Consider the following 20,960-nt stretch of genomic DNA (forward strand, 5'->3'; position numbering starts at 1 on the left):
TTTAGGTAGCGTTATGTGAAAGTTACTTGGCTTCGCGGTAGGGCACCTGGATGTCCATTTTGCCCTTCCATTCTTTCGGGATTTTCAAGCCCAGTTCGTAATGGATGGCATTGATCACTAGCCTCTGAAAAGGTTCCAGTCTGAAATCTTCCGGGTGACCAAGCGTGGTCATGAACACCTTCCCTCCGAATGAGTTGGTCCCTGTCCAGGCCACCGGGTTTTCAATCGCCTCCTTATCCGGGTTCACCGATTTCCCCATCAGCAACCAGGTAGAGCCTTTGGTTGGATAATCGGGTAGCACGCGGTACAGCCACGAACGCGCATGGAACGGGCCCTTCACACCAGTCAGGATCGGATTTTTGGCCTGTTCGGCAATCACCGTCACATCAGTACTGCTGTTATGGCCATAATGCGTGTGCTTGGCCGCACCGCCCCATCCCGGAGGCGCATTCAACGCAAATTCACCGAAAGCGTTCCATTTTTCACTTTCATGCCCTTTGGGAAAATTGAATGCGTGCGTGGTGGTACGAAAACCCATCACCGGCTTGCCCGTTTTCAGGTAAGCTTCGATCAACGCGAGCTGATCGGGCGGCAGCTGACGCCAGCGCAGATAAAAAACCGCCAGGTCGGCGTCCTTCAATGCTTCCAGGCCGGGGATATTCTTTTCACTATTGTGATCGGGATAGGCTTTGAGGACGATCGTGCGCATGCCGTAGTTCTTTTCCAGTTCCGCGGCAACGATCGGCAGCGTTTCCTCGCCGCTGTACTCATGGTCGCCTGTGACGAACACGACCAGCGGAGCCTGGCCCGGAGACTTTTTGTCTTTTTTAGAGGATTGCGCCGTCGCGACACATACAACGGTCATCACTGCAAATGCCGCAAAAAGGAAGCAAATGCAGAACTGTTTCAATTTCATGATGAAAGGATTATGGTTCAAGCTCTGTGAGTAAAGGGGTATATTAGGAAGACTGTTTAATGCAATTTTTCCCCTAGTTAATTATAAACGAAATATAGTGCATCCTGTGTTGTCCTGTTCTGAGCGTGTATGCGGGGGATTCGCGGCCGTCCAGGCTAGCGAACTACTTGACCATCACAAAAACCGGAAACCCAACGTCAGTGAAAATCTTGACAGATCCACACTATCGTCCTTAGACAAATGTAATGTTTCTGTACTGAATTCGGTTTTACGACGGAGGCGATAGATGGCGCCCATCATAGCAGTGCCAGTGAGGTTGAGGGCGAATTTGGGACCAATTGGCTGTTCGATACCCACACTGACGCCCCAGTTCATGGTTTTGCCCGAAAAAGTGAATTGCTGTTTTCCTACGACACTTTTATTCTCGTAGGGCTGATAGCCCAGCAGCAAGGAGGTAAGAATGGCGGTTTTGCCATTTTTCAAAAAGGAACGATGGATCAACGCGCCGCTCAAATGCTGGATCGTCACTTTTTCACTTTGCAGGCTATCCAGGTTGGCTTTACCTTTATAAATTTCATAGCGCAAGCCAAAGCCGACATGCTTCCAGGGAAAGTAAGCAATGTCACCGCCCAAAGCGATACCGGATTTAAGGTCTTTGATATACTCCTGCTCGTCGTGACTATATACCCTGCCTGCACGAAACAACCGGTAAGCATAGCCACCATTCAGGCCCGCACTCCAGCGCGGGAGACTGGACTCATTTGCTTTTTTTTCGCGTGGCGAGGGATCTGAAGGTTGATCGAACGCCTCTTCGCGGTCCTTCCTCCATTCCGTGATGGAAGCTTCCTGGGCGCTGGCATTGTGCCCAAGCATACCCAAAAACATTAACAAAGCGGCAAACGATCTGACCATTATCTGCGGAACGCGCGAGTTTTTAAGAACTCAAAACTACTATTTTCAGGCCATATTCAGCTTCCGGCCTTTCAGAAATTGTCAGATTGCGGCTTTGACACCCGCTTTTTTGAGTTTTTCAACAATAAAATTCCCTAATGCCTTACCCTGCGCCTGCCCGTTTTCGATGGCGTCGCGGTAGTGGATTCCGCCGTAAAGCCGCGAAATAGCAGCCTCTTCCGAAGCCTGGCGAAACGACTGAAAATCCCTCGTCGGCAATTCGAATATCACTTCGGTATCGTCGCGGAATGCGAAGTTATCGCCGAGCAAAAAGGTTAATGTTTCGGCTACGGCTGTCGAAACAACACTATGCCCGCTGGTATATTCAGGAAAAGGGGGTGTTTGCAAGAGCGGCTGCCATTGGGGATCAATGATCCGGTTGATCACCGTTTCCGGCCTCACACGGCTGCTGCGGTACTTTTCGTCCCAGCAGCTGATGAATGCGTCCATAAGCGTAGCGGCAACCAGCGAATGCACCATAATGCCTTTGTCGAGGTCGAGATTGGCTTTGGCAGTGGCAATGCCGGTGATGTTCATCCAATGCCCTCCCGGACTGATTTTCTTGAAACCAATATTCATATGTCCCGAAGTGTTGATCGCAAACGGGTTACAATCCCAGTAAGAAGCGATGAAACGTTGCTGTTTGGTCAGATTTTGGCTCACGTCATAAACCTCTCTCGCCAGTTTGAAAAAAGCACTCGTACTGTCCTTGCTGAACTCCACCGGTGGTTTGGGTACAAACTGGCCGCATGAGTCGATCAGCACCGGGCGGATCGTTTTCCAATGCGGCTCTACGCCTTCCATATAGCCGGGTGGGGTTGGGTACCAGTAAGCATCCCCTTTTTTAGGTCGGTACCGCAAACGCGTGCTGAGTTTGAGATAGCCGTCGGTGGAAGCGTCGGTGGCAATTTTCCTAGCGACATCCTGCGCCACGGCAACTGACTGATCGATCGCCGCCTGCGAGTGCCCTTCCCGCAATAATGCGATGATCAGCTTTTTCTGGTCTTCTTCCAGCATGTAACCCGATGGGATAATGAGCCTCCCTGTTTCCAGAATGCAATACAATGCGGCAATCTGGTAATCGTAACCTTTGGCGTCTATGGTAACCGGGTTAATGCTTTGGGTAAAAACCGTCGGCGCGACGATTTGTTTGTTGTTCCTCGCTACAATCTCATGTGCACCCAGGAGGCAATAAGCGTAAAACCGGCTGGCCGCGGGTGGGTTTACCACGTCGTGGATCATCACCATGGTTACTGCAAAAACAGCAGGCTGCAAATGCTTCCGCAATTCCTCTTTGCCAGGCTTTGCAAAAACCGATTGGGTAAAAATCAAAAAGAGAAGAAGGATCCGGCGCATTACTTTCTGGAATTTTTATAAAACTGTAATGGCTCATTGAATGCGCCAATCACTAAAAAAGGTTGGTTACCGATATTGACCTGCACGGCTGATTTCACGTCGCCCGTTACCGACAATCCGGCTTCCGGCTGTTCCACGAAACGAAATCCACCCTTGCCGTCGCCGACAAAAAGGCTACCATAATTCGCATCCATGCTACCCAGTTTGAGGCGGTTGTCCGTTTTGTTCCCTAGCAGCAACAGGTCTTTATGCCCATCGTGGTTATAGTCGCCCGTCAGGATCGTGCATACGGGCGAGAACTGCGCCCGTGAAGGCAGCGGAAGCTTCTGAAACCGGCCATTTCGATTCATAAAACAGACGCTGCGCAGTTCCTTCGCTTCGAGCTTCCCGCCCTTGGCAAGCTCGGCTGCCGGGATAATCTCGGGCATCGTCGCATTGGCGTAGTCGCGGTAATAGGCAAACTTTTTGCGCATGGGGTAAATCTGGTCATTGAGCTCATCGCGACTAACGAACGGATAGGATTTACCCTGTATATAAAAGTTGAAGAACGAGTCGATCGAGCCATTCTTGTCAAAATCGGCGAAATACAGCTCCGCGGGCTCTTTTTCAGAGGCCTTGATTTGGGAGTTCTGCCCCAGATTACCAGCAACAATATCCGGCTTGCCGTCGCCGTCCAGGTCTTCTATTTGAATGGTGTTCCAAAAGCCGCTCTCTTCATTTTGGAAGAAATCGGATGTTTTGTCGTCAAAATCTTTCCCGTTATAGCTAAAAACTTTCACCGGCATCATTTCTCCCGCTATGACCAACTCCGGCTTGCTGTCGCCATTCAAATCTGCCCACTGAGCATCTGTAACCATGCCAATTTTGAAAAACGGCGATTCGCGTATTTGGAAACGCCCCTTCCCGTCATTAACCAGCAGGAACGACGCCGGTGCCTCCGGATACCGGCCGGGAATAATGCGGCCGCCTACGAACAGATCAAGATCACCGTCTTTGTCGAAATCAAATGGGCGCACGCACGACTTACTGCTGGCCTTCAAATTCGGAACGGATAGTACCGACAAGCTCAGCCCGCCCTTTCCGTCGCTCAGATAAATTTCGTCTTGCAGTGCAACCGTATTAGGTTCAAAAAGTGAATAACCACCTTTGGCAATGTACAGATCGTCGTAACCATCGCCATTCGCATCAAAAAAGACGGCTGCTGAAATGGCGGATGTATTTTCATCTCCGACAGCGAAGCCGGGCATTTCGCGGAGCGCTCCGTCTTTTTGCTGTAACCATATTTTAGCCTGCTTATTCTGATCGCCGCTCACGAAAATATCGTCGAACCCGTCCTTGTTCACATCGCCTTTCGCCACTACCGGGCCGGTCTGCGAGTACATCGAGAGCATCAGCGGCTGGCGCTTGAAATCATTTTCGCTGAACCCCTCGTGCTGGTAAGCGATCGCCGGGGCCTGTTTTTGGAATAGCGTGTTGAGAATATCTCGCTTTCCGGATTTATCAGCTTTTTCACCCGATTTTTCAATGACCAGCAACTGGTTAGCCTTCACATTTTCGACGATCTGCCCCGTACCGTCCGGCCACAGGATTTTCACCGTATCCACCGCCGTCGCTTCACCAAGCCCGAAATGCAGGCGCAATGGCGTACATGAAAGATACCCCCGGTTAGGATTCACCTCCTGATACTGGAGTGAACCCTTGCTTTTGAGATAAACCCTGGCCCCTATTCCGCCGGCATTTCCGTCGTTTTGTTTCAGTTTCAATTGCAACCAGTTCACATTTTTGGACTCGCTGGCCGTGTTTTGGTATACAAATGCCGGTTCATTGATATTGTTGACGACCAGGTCCAGGTCTCCGTCATTATCCAGGTCCGCGTATACCGCCCCGCTGGAAACCGACGCATGTTCGAGGCCCCAGGGCTGCTGCATGTTTGAAAATGTGAGGTCGCGGTTATTTTTGAAAATATAGTTGGCCAACGCCGTGGAAGGCATCGCTTTCACAAGGTCCATGAGCTGGAAGGGCTCTTTATCAACTGCCCTTTTGATCTTGTAGTCGCCCCAGTATTTCAGAAAGTCTTTGTTGGTATAGTCCCTGAGATAGCCGTTTGAAACGAACAGGTCCTTGAAACCATCGTTGTCAAAATCTGCAAAGAGCGGTGTCCAGCTCCAGTCGGTATTGGAAACGCCTGCAAACTGGGCGATTTCGCTGAATGTGCCGTCGCCGTTGTTGAGCTGCAACATATTACGCATGTATTGCTTTTGCAGGTCCTGCCGCACCATCAGCTCGAAAGCTTCATAGTTTTCCTGCAATTGCAGCAACTTCTGCCGCTGGTTGTCTTCCGGCAGCATGTCGAGCGATATGATATCCGGCAGACCGTCGTTGTTGAAATCCGCAACATCGATCCCCATCGAAAACTGGGCCAGATGCCTGAAATACTGGCGTGTCACGTCTTTGAACGTGCCGTCGTGGTTGTTGATATAGAGGTAATCCGGCTCGTTGTAGTCGTTGGTGACGTAAATGTCCTGCCAGCCATCCTGGTTCACATCCGCGATCGCGATACCCAGCCCGAACGTGAGCGGATACTGGTGAATGCCTGCCTTTTGGGTAACCTCGACAAAATGGTTTTTCTGATTCTCAAAAAGCTTGTTCCCCGCGAGCTCGTCCGTCTGCGTACGAAACTTCGCGAGCTCCATGTTGTCGATCTTCTTGGTCGTATGATTGAGCAACATCACATCCAGATCGCCATCATTGTCATAATCAAAAAAAGCAGCCTGGGTGCTGTAACTGATATTGTCGAGCCCGTACTCCTTCGCCTGTTCGATGAATTTGAGGTTGCCCTGGTTGATAAAAAGCTGATTCTTGCGGTCCTCGTCCTTCACCTTGCCGGAATAGCAAATGTGGATATCGAGCAACCCGTCGCCATTCACGTCGGCCATCGTCACACCCGTTTTCCAGCCGCCCTTCCGGCCTTCGAGCCCCTTCCCCGCCGACACGGTAATGTCTTTGAACTTCATTTTCGCCCCTTTTGCGCCCAGGTTCAGATAGAGCTTGTTCGAACCCATGTTGGATGTAAAGAAAAGATCGTCGAAACCGTCGTTGTTAATATCGCCCACCGCTACGCCGCCGCCATTGTAGTAGTATTCATAGGACATCACATTCTGGCTCTCGGTTTCGCTGACAGGGTTCACGAAATCGATCCCTGTTTGTTTGCCTTCCAGGAAACGGAACAAAGTGTTCTGCGCCCTGATGTCGGCAAAATGGAATGCCAGCAGGAAAATCGCAGGCAGGTAAAAGAAGCGACCTTGGTGATTCATTGAAAGTGCAATACCGATTTAGAAAGGAAGATCTACTACTAAAAATAAAAAACTTCAACCAAAAGTTGAAGTTAAAACTAAGTGCAGTGCTTTGAGAAGAAAGCGCCCGGAAAATTAATATTTTCTGATGTTTTTGTATTATTTACTTATCAGGAATCAAATGCTCCTTACTCGTATTTCCGCCACGCGCCCAAAATAGCGCCCGTGAGTGCGTATACGATCACACTCACGCCCCCGTTGATCAGCGAGAGCGCCAGCGCACGCATCGAAAACATGTCTTTGACGATGGTTTCGAACAAGACAAAGACAATACCGAACAGCAGCCCGATAAGGAAACCCATTACGACAGATTTGACGGGGATTTTGGTGAACACCCAGGCCATGGTGTAGGCCATGAAGGAAGTGGAGACAATGCTGGCAAGGTAAGGGATCGGGCTCGTGGCTGACTTAATCTGCTCCATGGTGAAGCCATTCAAAGCCATCCATTGTTCTGAAAATGTGCTGTACCACAACGCTGGTACTATCTGACCTATCACTACGCATACTAGCACGGCCCAAAGATTGACAGATTGTTTTCTCATTGTATTGAGTGTTTTATTCAGTCATCGAAAGGAACTCCCCGGCCCAAATATAAGAGGTTTCGGATATAATTGTGCTTTTTACCCATCGGATATAACAAATTCGATATTTCGCTTTAAACCGGCGTATTTGGCCCTTTTTACGGGCGATCTTCGGAATATTTCGCGAAATACTTCCTCTGTGATTTCCTTCCAGTCGCTGTTTGAAAAGCCGGCAAGTTCATGTGGTAAATTGAATTCCGGCGTCGTGTGCGGGCGGGCGAACCGGTTCCACGGACAAACGTCCTGACAGATATCACAGCCGAATACCCAGTTGTTGAATTTCCCTCTGACTTCCTCCGGGATCGCATCCTTTAACTCGATGGTGTAGTAACTGATGCATTTGCTGCCATCGACCACGAATGGGCCGGTAATCGCGTCCGTGGGACAGGCGTCGATGCATTTGGTGCAGGTACCGCAATAATCGCCCGTGGCACTGTCGGGGGCCAGGTCCAGGTCGCAGATGATCTCCCCGATGAAGAAAAAGCTTCCCATTTCACGATTGAGTAAATTGGAATGCTTGCCAATCCATCCTAGCCCGCTTTTGGCAGCCCACACCTTATCCATTACCGGTGCAGAATCGACGAAAATACGGCCATTTACCTCGCCTACTTCTTCCTGAATAGCCGCAAGCAATGCGCCGAGCTTTTCCTTTAATACATAATGGTAATCGGTGCCATAAGCGTATTTGGAAAGCTTAAGATCGTCGTCGCCTTCCGGGAGGCGTTCTTCGGGGTAATAATTTAATAAAACAGAGATGACGCTCCTGGCGCCCTCCACCAGTTTGGCAGGATCCAGGCGTTTATCGAAGTGGTTGGCCATGTAGGCCATAGCGCCGTGGTGGTTGAGCGAAAGCCATTTTTCGAGGCGCGGAGCTTCACTTTCGAGGAACTCCGCCTTTGAAATACCGCAAAAATCGAACCCGTTTTCAATGGCCTTCGCCTTGATAAACCGACTCCTCTCCTGCTTTACGATATCTGCTGCCGTCATAGTGCAAAGTTACAAATTGATTGTAAAATGCCATCTTGTCAGTAATTTAGCCGTGGCAAAGTAATTTAGGAGAAAAATGGCTGTTGACAAAAGTCACATAACTGCCAAGAATTATGCCGGAAAATACAGAATTCAACATAGATCAAGACAAAAATTACGAAATGAACGAGGATAAAGCTTCATTGGAAACTGACAATCTGGTAAACGAAGAGAATTCCGAAATTTCCAACAATGTGCCGTTGGATAATGCAGGTCAGGAGATTTCCGGCGAGGCACCTGCCGGCGGGGCACCCAAGTTGGATCCGTTGGATGCAGCAAAGGCTGAAATCGCCGAGCTGAAAGACAAATACCTGCGCCTTTACGCCGATTTTGAGAACTTCCGCCGCCGTACAGCCAAGGAAAAGCTGGAAATGATCTCCGGAGCAAGCGCCGATACGGTAAAGCTTATTCTCCCGATTGTCGACGATTTCGAACGTGCCAAGGTTTCTTTTGATTCTTCTACCGATATCGAGGCACTGAAAGAAGGCGTTGACCTGATTTATAACAAGTTGTATAAAGCCCTTGAATCCAAAGGCCTGAAAGCCATGGAATCGAAAGGTGCCGACTTCGACGCTGAAATCCACGAATCCATCGCACAATTTCCTGCACCGTCGGAAGACCTGAAAGGAAAGGTGATCGATGAAATTGAAAAAGGATATTACCTGAACGACAAGGTCATTCGTTACGCCAAAGTAATCGTAGGCGCCTAATGCTCTCAACCTTCCTTACAGGATACATCAGTAATTAAAAATGGCAAAGAAAAGAGATTATTACGAAGTCCTTGGCGTGGATCGTGGCGCCTCCGCGGATGAAATCAAGAAAGCTTACCGCAAGCTCGCGATCAAGTTCCACCCGGATAAGAACCCTGACGATCCTACTGCTGAAGATAAGTTCAAAGAGGCGGCGGAGGCATACAGCATTCTGAGTGACGACAATAAACGCCAGCGTTACGACCAGTTCGGACATGCCGGTGTAGGCGGTGCTTCGGGCGGCGGTGCAGGCGGTTTCGGTGGTGGTTTCTCCATGGACGATATTTTCTCGCAGTTCGGGGATATTTTCGGGGATAGCAGCCCGTTCGGCGATATTTTCGGCCGTCAGGGCGGAAATGGCCGCAGGGTACGCAAAGGCTCCGACCTTCGGATCAAGCTGAAACTGAACCTTGAAGAGGTTGCAAACGGGGTTGAGAAGAAAATCAAGGTAAAAAGACATGTTACCTGTAATACCTGCGGCGGCAATGGGGCTAAAAATGGCACGTCGCTGACCAACTGTAACAGCTGTAACGGAACCGGTCAGGTGCGTAAGGTAGTGAGCACCATGCTCGGCCAGATGGTTTCGACCTCAACTTGCCCTACATGTAATGGTGATGGCAAAATCATCAGCGAACGTTGCGACTCCTGTGCAGGCGAGGGCCGCTTGCTGCAAGATGACCTGATTACGCTCAATATCCCGGGCGGTGTGGCCGAAGGCATGCAACTATCCATGTCGGGTAAAGGAAACGTTCCCGCGCGCGGAGGCGTCGCTGGCGACCTGCTGATCGTCATCGAGGAAGAAGAGGATGCATTGCTCAAAAGAGATGGTAATAACGTCGTATTCGACATGCACCTGAGCTTTATCGATGCAGCACTCGGCACTTCGGTTGAAATACCGACTATCGACGGCAAAGCGCGCATTAATATCGAATCGGGAACCCAGGCGGGTAAGATATTACGCCTCAAAGGCAAGGGTATCAAAGACCTGAACGGTTACGGAAAAGGCGACCAGCTTGTACATATTAATGTATGGACACCTCAGCAACTGACCTCTGACGAGCGTTCGACCCTTGAATCGCTCCGTCATTCGCCGAACTTTCAGCCGAAACCCGGCAAGAACGAGAAAGGCTTTTTTGATAAAATGAAAGATTTCTTTCATTGATCATGCCTGTTCAATGAATATTCCCAAAGAGCTGCTCCGTCACCGGAGCGGCTCTTTTTGCTTGACACCAACAGCGGCCTGCCGCAACTCATCATCGATCATTAAATAACCAAAAACATTTACTCAATGAAATCTCAGTTGCTTTCCGGTGCACTGCTTTGCCTGGGGCTCGCCAACCCGGGGCTGCTTGCTGCGCAAACCACGCCAGCAGAAATTACATTTGCCACTTACAATGTGAGTATGGAGGCCGAAAACTACTTTCCGCGCGGCACGCCCGGCAATTCTGAAAAAGTACTGATCAAAGAGCTTGCTTCCGGCTCCAATCAGCAGATTAAAAACATCGCGCAGATTATCAAAACGGTCCGGCCTGACGTGATTCTGCTCAACGAGTTCGACTATGTCAAAAACCCTACGGAAGGTGTCGGGCAGTTTATTAAGGGATATTTGAAAGAAGATTCGAATGGTGCGAAAGGCATCGACTATCCTTACTACTATTATTCCACCGTGAACACCGGCCAGCCGACTCCCTACGACCTCGACCGGAACGGCAAAAAGGAGCAATTCGGCTCCGATGCCTGGGGCTTCGGCAACTACCCGGGGCAATACGGAATGGTACTTTTATCCCGCTACCCGATCGATACCAAAGCCATACGCACATTCCAGCATTTCAAGTGGAAAGACATGCCAGGCGCATTAAAAACCACGACCGAAGATGGTTCCGACTGGTACGCCCCGGAGGCCTGGGCGCAATTCCCGCTCTCATCCAAATCGCACTGGGATATTCCCATCAAGGTAGGGAGCAAAACCATCCACGTCCTCGCCAGCCACCCTACCCCGCCCTCATTCGATGGCAAGGAAGATCGCAACGGCAAGCGCAACCACGACGAGATCCGCTTCTGGAACGACTATATTACCGTGGGCAAGGGCAGCTACATTTATGACGACAAAGGCAAAAAAGGCGGGCTCCCGGCAAACGCATCGTTCGTAATCCTGGGCGACCAGAATGCCTCCCCTGATGAAGGCAGTGCGATCGCCGACGGCATCCGGCAGCTTATCGGCAATCCGGCCGTAGACGGTACTACCGCTCCCGCAAGCAAAGGCGGCCCGGAGCATTCGCCCACCAATACATTTGCCAAAAACCACACCGCATTCTGGCGGATGCGCGCCGATTATGTGCTACCCTCGCGCAAGGGCTTCCAAATCCTCGACAGCGGTGTTTTCTGGCCCGCGAAGGGCGAGCCGATGGCAGAGTTGGTCGAGAAGCGTGAGTCGAGCTCCGATCACAGGTTGGTTTGGGTTAGGTTGAAGGTGGAGTAAAATATTTCCCTAAAAACCGAAAGCGGTCCCGGATATCCCCCGGATCGCTTCGTTTATGGTTCAAATCGATGCTACCTGTCAAGTAAATTATCTTTCCATTAACTTAGTAACCTCGCATTTAACGACCGTTCATTATGAATCCGATTGAAGAAGCGTTGCTTTTGAAGAATGAGTTGGATAACCTAAGGCCACTGCAACAAGAGCAGGAGCAGCGTATTATGCAAAAATTCCGGCTGGACTGGAATTACCACTCTAATCATATTGAAGGTAATTCACTCAGCTACGGCGAAACCAAAGCGTTGCTGCTCTTCGGCATAACGGCGCAAGGCAAGCCATTCGCCGATCACCTGGAAATGCGAGGTCATAATGAAGCGGTCAATTGGGTGCTGGATGTTGTGAAAGGCGATAGGCCACTAACCGAAACGTTTATCCGTGAGCTACACAAGCTTCTCCTACAAAAACCGTATCAAGTAAGTGCAGAGACGGCCGATGGCAAACCTACCAACAAAACCGTAAATATCGGGCAATACAAAAGGTTGCCCAACCATGTTCGTACAGTCACTGGCGAAACATTCTTTTTCGCGACGCCAGAGGAAACGCCTGCGATGATGCAAGGGTTGGTTGAATGGTATCGCGAAATGGACGGCAATCCGAAATCAAATCCGATACTGCTCGCCGCCGAATTCCATTACAGGTTTATCAGGATTCACCCGTTCGATGACGGGAATGGTCGCACTGCCCGGTTACTCATGAATTTTATTCTGCTGCGACATGGCTATCCTCCCGTGATCATCAAAACCGAGGACAAACGCAATTATCTTTCAGCATTGGAGCAAGCCGATGCCGGTATACTCTCCGCATTTCTGGATTATATCGGCAAGAACCTTGTGGATTCACTTAAATTAATGATCCGCGGCGCACAGGGAGAGAATATCGACGAGCCGGATGATGTCGATAAGAAGCTGGAATTCTTTGCGAAGATGCTTGAAGTAGATGAGCGCGCGGTCGCGAAATCTTCTAAAACGATCTCCTTTGTCGTTGAAAACTCACTTGTTCCACTTTTCGACGAGTTTCGCCAAGAAGGTTTTAAGTTTTCCAGGTTTTACTCCGAATGGCATTCATACGCAACAGAGACTACGAGTAGCCGCCCTAGTAGGGACATTGAAGCCTCACCTTCCCGTGATCAACTTTTTCATGCCTTGGATAAAAACCCGGCTGGCAACCTTTTTATCATCAACTCTTTCTATCGGTTCCGCCATCCTGACTTTACAAGCACAAATTACATGATGACAATTAACATCAAGTTGCTTGAATGGACATTTACAGTTGCTACCGGCAGCTTATCAATTACCAAAAAGTACTCTCAGATACTCAACGAAAACGAGATATCACGGTTAATTAAAGTCGTGAATGAAGAGCATACCACCTTAATTGAGTCTATTTACAATGCACAGTCCGGTGCCTAGACATTTACCTTAAAAAAAGTAAAGCCCGGACACGTCAATGCCCGGGCTTTACTTTTAGAGAATATTTTATTGCCCTCCACCATACATATTAAACGCAGCCAGATGCTTCTGGAAGATCGCTTCATATTTCTTGGCGGCGGCTTCCTGTTTCGCGTCGCGGCATTCCTGGACGATCACTTGCATGATGTAAAGGTACACATTGCTATCGCGGCGGCGTGTGGTGGAGTTGTTCTTCGCCCAGGTCAGTACTTCGTCGGCGCGGTGTGCCATTGTTTCGGCAATTTCAAGCGCTTTCTTGCTTTCGCCCAGGTCGAATAACGGGCCTATGAAATTGGCCGAGAACTGGTCGTACGGAATGCTCTTGTCGGGCATCGTGCTCAGCGAGCGCTCGATGGCCTTTTTCGCTTCTTGCTTGCGGCCGTCGGCAATAAGCTGGCCGGTAAGGCGCAGGAACGCGATGCGCGCCGTAGCTACCGGTGAGCCAAGATAGGTGTTGTCATAGTAAGTATTCGGGTTGTCGAGTTCGCGCCAGAACATCTTGTTCATCAGATTATTGTACATCACATCGGCATTCACATAACCGTCGCTGGCACCCGGCACTTTCACCGGCAACAGGCGGTATGCGTAGCCTTCAAGCTGCATGTACTCTTTCAGGTTCAGGTAGCTCGATCCCCCCAGGGTCGATGAGAAGTAGATAGGACGTTTCCAGTCGTTGGACGCGATGATATCGAGCATGATAAGATCTGATTTGTACAAATCCCCTTTACCGATCGTCCAGCTGATGGAGTCGCTCACAAATGGAACGAGGTCGCTTTTGATGATATTCATCTTTTTCACAGCCTCGGCATCCACCGGCAGGAACAATACCGACGACGGCAGGATGGACGTCATATCGCCGCTGGTTAACGGAACCTGAATAGCCTTGTTTTCCTGTTTTACCAATCCAAGATATTCTTTCAGGTTAATACCTGCCTTCACACTTGGTATTTCATAAAAAGGTACAATGTCGTTCTTTCCGAATGCATAGTTGTTTTTGTCGAGCGAGATCGGCAACGCCTCCGACAGGTAAGTCTTGCGCTTCATCTGGTCGATATACCAGTCGGTACCCAGGAGGCTCAGGTTACACACACGCACGTCTGTACGGAAGCCTTCCACTTCCTGCACGTACCATAAAGGGAAAGTATCGTTATCACCACCTGTAAAGAGGATCGCATTCGGTGCGCAGGAGTTCAGGAGGTTTTTAGCAAAATCAACCGAGTGGTAACGGTGATCGCGGTTGTGGTTATCCCAACCTTTGGCGCCCATAATGACAGGCACAACCAGACCAAACGCAGTAGCAACACCCGCACGGGCCGTACTCCCTTTTACAAACTTGCTGATCGCATCCGCAATGGCGATCACACCATAGCCGATCCAGATACAGAAAATGTAGAACGAACCCACATAAATATAGTCACGCTCACGCGGCTCGGTGGGTGGGGAGTTGAGGTAAATTACCAATGCGACGCCGGTCAGGAAGAACAGCAAACCCAACACAAGCAGGTCACGTTTCTGGCGGAAATAGCAAATTACAACCCCAAACAATCCAAGGAGGAACGGAAGCATAAAATAGTTATCATGCGCCTTGTTCTTCGCAATGGGTTCAGGGTATTTAGTGGAGACATCCCAAGGCGTCATGTTGCCGGCTCCTTCTTCATCGCTTTCACGTCCCACAAAATTCCAAAGGAAGTAACGCCAATACATGTGCCCGATCTGATAGCGGAACATGAAGCTGAGGTTCATCCCCATCGTCGGTTTTTGCCCCTCTGCTACACCCGTCCATTTCTGATATTCCTGAAAATGCCCTGGCTGTGTGCTGTACATACGCGGCAGCAACATATTCGCACCTGGCTCATACTCGTACTCCGGACGGTAGTCGTAAATCACGTATTTACCATCCTGCTTACGGTACATGGGTGCGCCACGCTTCTGGCTTACCGGCCGCGAAGCAAACGACGGCCCGTACAACAACGGACGGCTACCGTACTGCTCGCGTTTCAGGTAAGAAACGAAGCTCAATACGTCATTCGGGTTGTTCTCATTGATTGGCGGGTTATACTCTGCACGCACCAGTACCATCAGGTAGCTGGCGTATCCGATCAATACGAATGCAAGGGAAAGCAAGCTGGTATTGAGCAACACATTGCCTTTCTTCTGGGAAAAACGGATCCCCCAGATCAGCGCGCCGATGAACAATATAATAAAGAAGATTACCCCTGATTTGTAAGGCAATCCTAATGTATTCACAAAGAATATCTCAAATTTACCCGCAACGCTTGGCAGGCCCGGAATAATACCGGAGTTGATAATCCCTAAAACCACCAGACCGCCCACAAATGCCAAAACCCCTCCGAAAACGCTGACTTTCTGATACTTCTTGAAATAATAAACCAGAGCAAGCGCCGGGATCGTAACAAGGTTCAACAAGTGAACACCGATAGAAAGTCCGACGAGATAGGCGATCAGGATCAGCCAGCGGTTCTCCGCCGCGGGATCCTGGATACGCTCCCATTTGAACACAGCCCAGATTACGATGGCAGTAAAGAAAGACGACAATCCGTAAACCTCTGCTTCCACGGCCGAAAACCAGAAGGAATCGGACCAGGTATAAGCCAGGGCACCAACGATACCGGCTCCCATGACAAGAAGCGTATCAGCCTGGGTCAGCTCTTCGTCATTTTTGGCGACCAGCTTACGAACCAGCAGGGTAATGGTCCAGAAAAGGAACAGAATGGTAAATGCGCTGCTCAGCACCGATACCATATTGATCCAGTATGCCACTTGCAGCAGATCCCCCATTGCAAAAAGGGAGAAAATACGGCCGATCAACAGGAAGAAAGGCGCGCCGGGAGGGTGAGGAACCTGCAATTTGAATGCACAGGCAATAAACTCCCCGCAATCCCAAAAGCTGGCGGTACGTTCGACTGTTAGGGCGTATGTAATGAATGCAATAGCAAAGACAATCCAACCCGTAAGGTTGTTGGTACGGTTGAAACGGGTCATCTGAAAGACGGTAAATTTGAAAAAGTTATATGCACAATGCGCAAAGATGGCGACTCTTTTTGAGCAGTTCTATCAATGATCGGCCAAAATTAGCAAAATAACCACAACGGCAACGGTTTGGGAATCTTAAAAAAAGTTAACAAGGCTGTCGGCCGTCGGCTTTCGGCAATCGGCCGAATGGCCTGGAAGTGTAACCCTTGACGATAGAAAGCCAAAGTTCGACAGCCGAAAGCCGACAGCCGATGTCACTTATAAAATATCCACTTCACCAATTCCTTATAACTGACTTTCTTCCCGTACATGAGGATACCCACGCGGTAAATGCGGGCGGCGACCCAGGTGGTACCCATGAAACCTAATATCAGAAGCACCATCGATAATGCGATTTCCCAGGCCGGGACGCCGAACGGAATGCGGACCATCATGATGATCGGCGAAGTGAACGGAATGATGGATGTCCAGAATGCCAGTGTACCGTCGGGATCGCGGAGGACGAATTGGGCAAATACAAAGGAGAAAATAATGGGCAATGTAATGGGCAGCATGAATTGCTGGGTATCCGCGTCGTTGTCGACGGCCGCTCCAACGGCACCGAACAGCGCGCTATAAAGCAAATACCCGCCGAGGTAGTAAAACAGGAAGCAACCGATAATCAGCGGGATGTTCAGGCTCGATACCGCGCCGAGCACTTCCGCTACCGGATTATCCACATTGCCGCCGGGAATATTCTGGTTAGGCATTTGCGCCTTTTTCATTTCCTGCGCCATCTGCGCCGACTCCTTCGACATTTTGCTGGCAATTATAGCCGATGTGGCGCTTGTCAACGCGGTAGTCAGCAAAATCCAGAGAACAAACTGGGTTAGCCCTACCAATGCGACGCCGATAATCTTACCGAGCATCAACTGGAACGGTTTCACAGAGGAAATGATCACTTCGACGATCCGGCTGGTTTTTTCCTCGGTGATCCCACGCATGACCTGTGTTCCGTAGATGAAGACGGACATGTAAATCAGGAATGCGCAAATCCCTCCGATGACCGTGGCCGCGCCGGAGCTGCTGGTTTTCTCGCCTTCTTCACTCAGGCTGATCGTCTCAGAATTAACGTTGACGCGTGAATCTTCCAGAATCTTATGCGTGATACCCGCCTCAGCGAGTTTAATATCTTCAATTTCCTTCTCGATGACCTTTTCAATCTCCGATTTCAATTCCAGACTCACATTTTTGGCGGCGTAAATGCGGACGCTTTTCGGCGACTTGATCACGTTGGCCGGTATGTACACCAACGCATTGGCATCGCTGTTGGGGAATGCGGCTTTGGCGGAATCAATACTTTTATCGGTGAGCTCGAATTTCAAGGTTTCCGAGTCCTTGAATTTGTTCCGGAACAAACCGCTTTCATCCAGCACTTGCACAGTTTTGATATCCACCGAACTGACCGCCGCCCAGAATACCGTCCCATAAAAAGCCACAAAAAGCAGTGGCCCCAGTACGGTCATCACCAGAAACGACTTCTTTTTGACCCTTACCAGGTATTCTCTTCTAATAACCAGAAATATATTTCGCATGGGAATCGGATTAATCACTGTGAATGGAATGCGCCCGGCTATGCCTCGGGCACTTCATTGACCGCCTTCATAAAAATATCGCTCATCGTGGGGATGTTCTCTCCAAATGCCCGAATCTCCACCTTCGACAACAAATTGAGCAACAATGCATTGGAATTAGCCTCTCCATCCAGATGGATATTGGAGCGCAGGTAACCGTCTTCGAGTATCTTCTGGTCCAGGATCTGATAAATCGGGTCCAGTTCGTCGAGGTGGCCCTTATATTCGACAAAATAGGTATGCGTCTTAAACTGCTCTTTGATTTCCCTTTTGGCACCATCGAGCACCTTATGGGACTTGTGGATCAATGCAATATGATCGCAAAGTTCCTCTACGGTTTCCATCCGGTGGGTCGAGAAAATGATTGTACTCCCCTTTTGTTTCAGTTCGAGAATCTCATCACGGATCAGATTCGCATTGATCGGGTCGAAACCGGAGAATGGTTCATCGAGAATGATCAGGTCTGGTTCATGCAGAACGGTGGAAACGAATTGCACTTTCTGCTGCATTCCTTTCGAGAGGTCACCGATCGTTTTGTCCCACCAGGTTTTGATATCAAACTTAATGAACCAGCTTTTGAGCTTTTCCATTGCCTCCTTCTGCGAAAGCCCTTTAAGCTGCGCCAGATAAAGCAACTGCTCCCCTACTTTCATCTTCTTGTACAGCCCGCGCTCTTCCGGCAGATATCCTATTCGCGAAATGTGATTGGAATTAAGCGGTACGCCGTCGAACAATACTTCTCCGCTATCGGGACCGGTGATCTGGTTGATAATGCGGATCAGCGACGTCTTCCCCGCCCCATTCGGCCCCAACAACCCGAAAATGCAGCCCTTGGGAATGGATATACTCACATTATCCAGGGCGGTATGGCTGGAATATTCCTTCGTTACATTCCTTACCTCTATGATGTTCATAAATCTCTAAACGGTGTAAACGCAAATATGCGAAGTAATTTTCCTGGTCGCGGTAACCACAAGTATAAAAGCCTTATTTGACTGACCAATGGCAAAAATAAAAAGCGGGCGGAATAATCCGCCCGCTTTACACGGCACAGGCCGGGTAATATTTAAGCATATTTCTCGCGGATCTGGAAAAGCACCCAGAAACCGATGATCCCGCCGATGACAAAGCCGAGAATGCTCAACTGGATCAGGTTGCTGATCAGGCCGATCAACAGCGCGTAATAAAGCAGATTCCAGCCGGCTCGTTTGCGTGCTTTGAGCGGCGAAAACGCCATCAGGTACATCACGAGCGTGACAATGCCTAGCGCAATACCAACATAGGCGTTGAACCCAATGCCTGCTGTAAGCCCCCCAGCTCCCAAAACCGCACCACCAACGCCCAATGCTGTAAGCAAGCCCAATACCCCGAGAACGGAGAGTATCAGGATAATGTAAGGGCCGTACTGCACGAGAAATTCTTTGACACTCTCGGAGAATGGCGGAAATTTTTGAAGAAAAATGGGTTCGAGTTCTTTTTCAAGAAGTAGTTTAGATTCCATAGACGGGGGATTTTATAGCTGAATTTCAAACAATTAATTCTCTAAAACTAAAATAAAATTCAGGAACCCGATCCCCACGACCTAGTAAGCGTTCCAACTGTTTATTAAGCGGCCTTACACAACTTTCCAAACAACACCCACCCGCTAATCTTCGGGATATGGCACGTACACAAAACCCGAAAACTCGCCGATCAATGCGAACAGGCAGCAGAACTCCTCCGGATTCTTATAGTTTTCCGTAAAAAGCAGTACCGATTCCGGCCCGATCAGCTTACGATCGACAAACTCCTGCATGTACGACGCCTTGTAAATATAGTTATTTGTAAGTTCTCTCGCATCGATCAGCAACACGCCCAGATCCAGCTCGTTGTTGGTAACCGCGAAAATCGGGTATTCCGAAAAACCGCGTTTACGGATCTGGTATGAAGCTTCTTTCAACTGGTCGGCGACCTTGATAAAATCCTGCGATATATAACCCATCAATTTCTGATTCAAATCCGGAGAATTCGCATCGTCCATCAGGGTGTTTTCATTACTGTTGTTGATCATTTTTGTAATATGCTTTAAGCTATAAGCCATAGGCCATAAGCTGATTGCGCGCTAGCACAGGTAGTTCAATTGTCAAAAATATAAAAAGCTTACAGCCTAAGGCTTAAAGCTTATAGCCCCCCTACATCCTCGCCGCCAGCAGCAACGTCAAATCCTTATACCTCATGTTAAAGCTCCGGGCGATGTGAGAGTTCGTGAGCGTGCCTTTGTGGCAATACACTCCCTTCATAAACCAACGATTGGCATAAATCATTTCCTCAATGCCGCCTATTGTGCCGGTTTGGAGTAAAAAGGGCAAAAAGACATTGCTGAGCGCCGTACTCGCGGTGTGCGCCACGCGTGACGGGATGTTGGGCACACAGTAATGGATCACTTCATTGTATTTGAATGTCGGGTTTTTGTGCGTCGTCATCCGCGAAGTCTCAAACGACCCGCCCTGGTCGATGCTGACATCGATGATCACCGAACCCGGCTTCATTTTGGACACCATTTCGCGCGTTACCACCATTGGACTCAGGCCATTCTCGGCGCGCATGGTACCGATCACCACGTCCGCCCTTCCAATGGCCTCCGCCAGCGTTTCGGACTCGATAATGGATGTGTACAGGTTTTGTCCGATGGAGTATTTAAGCCTTTGCAATCGGTAAATGTGCTTATCGAACACCTTCACGTCCGCACCCACGCTAAGGGCTGCGCGCGTGGCATATTCCGACACGGTGCCTGCGCCGAGGATCACGATCTTGGTCGGCGGTACGCCGGTAATACCGCCCAGGATAATCCCCCGGCCGCCATTCGGCGTTGAAAGATATTCGGCGGCGATCAGCAGTACCGTGCTGCCGGCGATCTCGCCCATGGCACGGATAATCGGTTTCCCTCCTATCTTGTCCTCGATCAACTCATAGCCGATACCGGTTACTTTCAACTCATTCAGCTTCTCAAAATATTGTTTTTCCAGTGCAGGCAGGTTGAGCGCCGAGATGAGCGTCGTTCCAGCCTTCACGTAACGAAATTCTTCTTCCACCAGCGGCTCCACTTTCAGGATCACATTGGCTTGGTACACTTCCTCGGGACTGTGGACAATCTTCGCACCAGCTTCGCTGTATTCATGGTCCGACAAATTGGCACCTTTGCCGGCGTCCTTTTCTACCCATACTTCGTGCCCGTTCCTGACCAGGATCGCAACCGCGTCGGGCGTAAGCGCAATGCGGTTTTCCTGCAACGAAACCTCCTTCGGCAAGCCGATATGCAGCGAATTCTGGTCCTTCTTGACCGCCATTAACGACTCCTGGGGGTACAGCACCGACTGTTTGGCGAGCTCTTCAAAACCGGTAATCTGAGGTTGTGCCATTGACTAGCAAAATGAAAGTGAAACTGTAACTAACTAAAT

Annotated in this window: 16 protein-coding genes; 4 read left to right on the forward strand and 12 right to left on the reverse strand. The window is 49.6% G+C overall.

What is annotated here, in order from left to right; all coding sequences use genetic code 11:
* Positions 1-22 precede the first annotated feature (22 nt).
* The 6 genes from J7619_RS14145 to queG all read right to left on the reverse strand — a co-directional run bounded on the left by J7619_RS14145 (position 23) and on the right by queG (position 8,144).
* On the reverse strand, positions 23-916 hold the full coding sequence (locus tag J7619_RS14145) for a ThuA domain-containing protein (protein ID WP_291199275.1): 894 nt from the start codon (positions 914-916) through the stop codon (positions 23-25).
* Positions 917-1,090: 174 nt separating this feature from the next.
* Complete coding sequence (locus tag J7619_RS14150; RefSeq protein ID WP_291199277.1) at positions 1,091-1,789, reverse strand: hypothetical protein; 699 nt, start codon at positions 1,787-1,789, stop codon at positions 1,091-1,093.
* 120 nt (positions 1,790-1,909) lie between these two features.
* Positions 1,910-3,223, reverse strand: coding sequence for a vanadium-dependent haloperoxidase (locus tag J7619_RS14155; protein WP_291199279.1), 1,314 nt, complete (start codon positions 3,221-3,223; stop codon positions 1,910-1,912).
* Positions 3,223-6,537 (reverse strand): VCBS repeat-containing protein, encoded by a 3,315-nt coding sequence (locus J7619_RS14160; RefSeq protein WP_291199281.1) that lies wholly within the window; start codon positions 6,535-6,537, stop codon positions 3,223-3,225. The genes J7619_RS14155 and J7619_RS14160 overlap by 1 nt, the downstream gene beginning before the upstream one ends.
* A 167-nt stretch (positions 6,538-6,704) precedes the next feature.
* The gene (locus tag J7619_RS14165; RefSeq protein ID WP_291199283.1) at positions 6,705-7,118 is read right to left on the reverse strand and encodes a DUF1761 domain-containing protein; all 414 of its coding nucleotides are present in this window, start codon (positions 7,116-7,118) and stop codon (positions 6,705-6,707) included.
* A gap of 78 nt (positions 7,119-7,196) precedes the next feature.
* Positions 7,197-8,144, reverse strand: a complete 948-nt coding sequence (gene queG, locus J7619_RS14170; RefSeq protein WP_291199285.1) for a tRNA epoxyqueuosine(34) reductase QueG — start codon at positions 8,142-8,144, stop codon at positions 7,197-7,199.
* 113 nt (positions 8,145-8,257) lie between these two features.
* Between queG and J7619_RS14175 the strand changes: the two genes are divergently transcribed.
* From J7619_RS14175 to J7619_RS14190, 4 genes are all read left to right on the forward strand, one after another.
* Positions 8,258-8,893, forward strand: coding sequence for a nucleotide exchange factor GrpE (locus tag J7619_RS14175; protein ID WP_291199287.1), 636 nt, complete (start codon positions 8,258-8,260; stop codon positions 8,891-8,893).
* 40 nt (positions 8,894-8,933) lie between these two features.
* Complete coding sequence (dnaJ, locus tag J7619_RS14180; RefSeq protein WP_291199289.1) at positions 8,934-10,094, forward strand: molecular chaperone DnaJ; 1,161 nt, start codon at positions 8,934-8,936, stop codon at positions 10,092-10,094.
* A 126-nt stretch (positions 10,095-10,220) separates the two neighbouring features.
* Positions 10,221-11,411 (forward strand): endonuclease/exonuclease/phosphatase family protein, encoded by a 1,191-nt coding sequence (locus tag J7619_RS14185; RefSeq protein WP_291199291.1) that lies wholly within the window; start codon positions 10,221-10,223, stop codon positions 11,409-11,411.
* A gap of 134 nt (positions 11,412-11,545) precedes the next feature.
* Positions 11,546-12,877 (forward strand): Fic family protein, encoded by a 1,332-nt coding sequence (locus J7619_RS14190; protein WP_291199293.1) that lies wholly within the window; start codon positions 11,546-11,548, stop codon positions 12,875-12,877.
* A 66-nt stretch (positions 12,878-12,943) separates the two neighbouring features.
* On the opposite strand, the gene J7619_RS14195 is transcribed toward J7619_RS14190, so the two are convergent.
* The 6 genes from J7619_RS14195 to J7619_RS14220 form a co-directional block, all read right to left on the reverse strand.
* On the reverse strand, positions 12,944-15,919 hold the full coding sequence (locus J7619_RS14195; protein ID WP_291199295.1) for a DUF2723 domain-containing protein: 2,976 nt from the start codon (positions 15,917-15,919) through the stop codon (positions 12,944-12,946).
* Positions 15,920-16,164: 245 nt separating this feature from the next.
* Positions 16,165-17,484 carry an ABC transporter permease gene (locus J7619_RS14200; RefSeq protein ID WP_291199298.1) on the reverse strand — a complete coding sequence of 440 codons (1,320 nt, stop codon included), beginning with the start codon at positions 17,482-17,484 and terminating at the stop codon, positions 16,165-16,167.
* A 38-nt stretch (positions 17,485-17,522) separates the two neighbouring features.
* Positions 17,523-18,437: an ABC transporter ATP-binding protein gene (locus tag J7619_RS14205; RefSeq protein ID WP_291199300.1), complete on the reverse strand. Its 915-nt coding sequence runs from the start codon at positions 18,435-18,437 to the stop codon at positions 17,523-17,525.
* 152 nt (positions 18,438-18,589) lie between these two features.
* Entirely contained in the window at positions 18,590-19,024 is a 435-nt protein-coding gene (locus J7619_RS14210) for a hypothetical protein (protein WP_291199302.1), read from the reverse strand.
* A 144-nt stretch (positions 19,025-19,168) separates the two neighbouring features.
* Positions 19,169-19,573: a hypothetical protein gene (locus J7619_RS14215; RefSeq protein WP_291200362.1), complete on the reverse strand. Its 405-nt coding sequence runs from the start codon at positions 19,571-19,573 to the stop codon at positions 19,169-19,171.
* Between the two features lie 121 nt (positions 19,574-19,694).
* Positions 19,695-20,921, reverse strand: a complete 1,227-nt coding sequence (locus J7619_RS14220; protein ID WP_291199304.1) for an alanine dehydrogenase — start codon at positions 20,919-20,921, stop codon at positions 19,695-19,697.
* Positions 20,922-20,960 lie beyond the last annotated feature (39 nt).

It is taken from the genome of Dyadobacter sp. (assembly GCF_017744695.1).
GTDB lineage: Bacteria > Bacteroidota > Bacteroidia > Cytophagales > Spirosomataceae > Dyadobacter.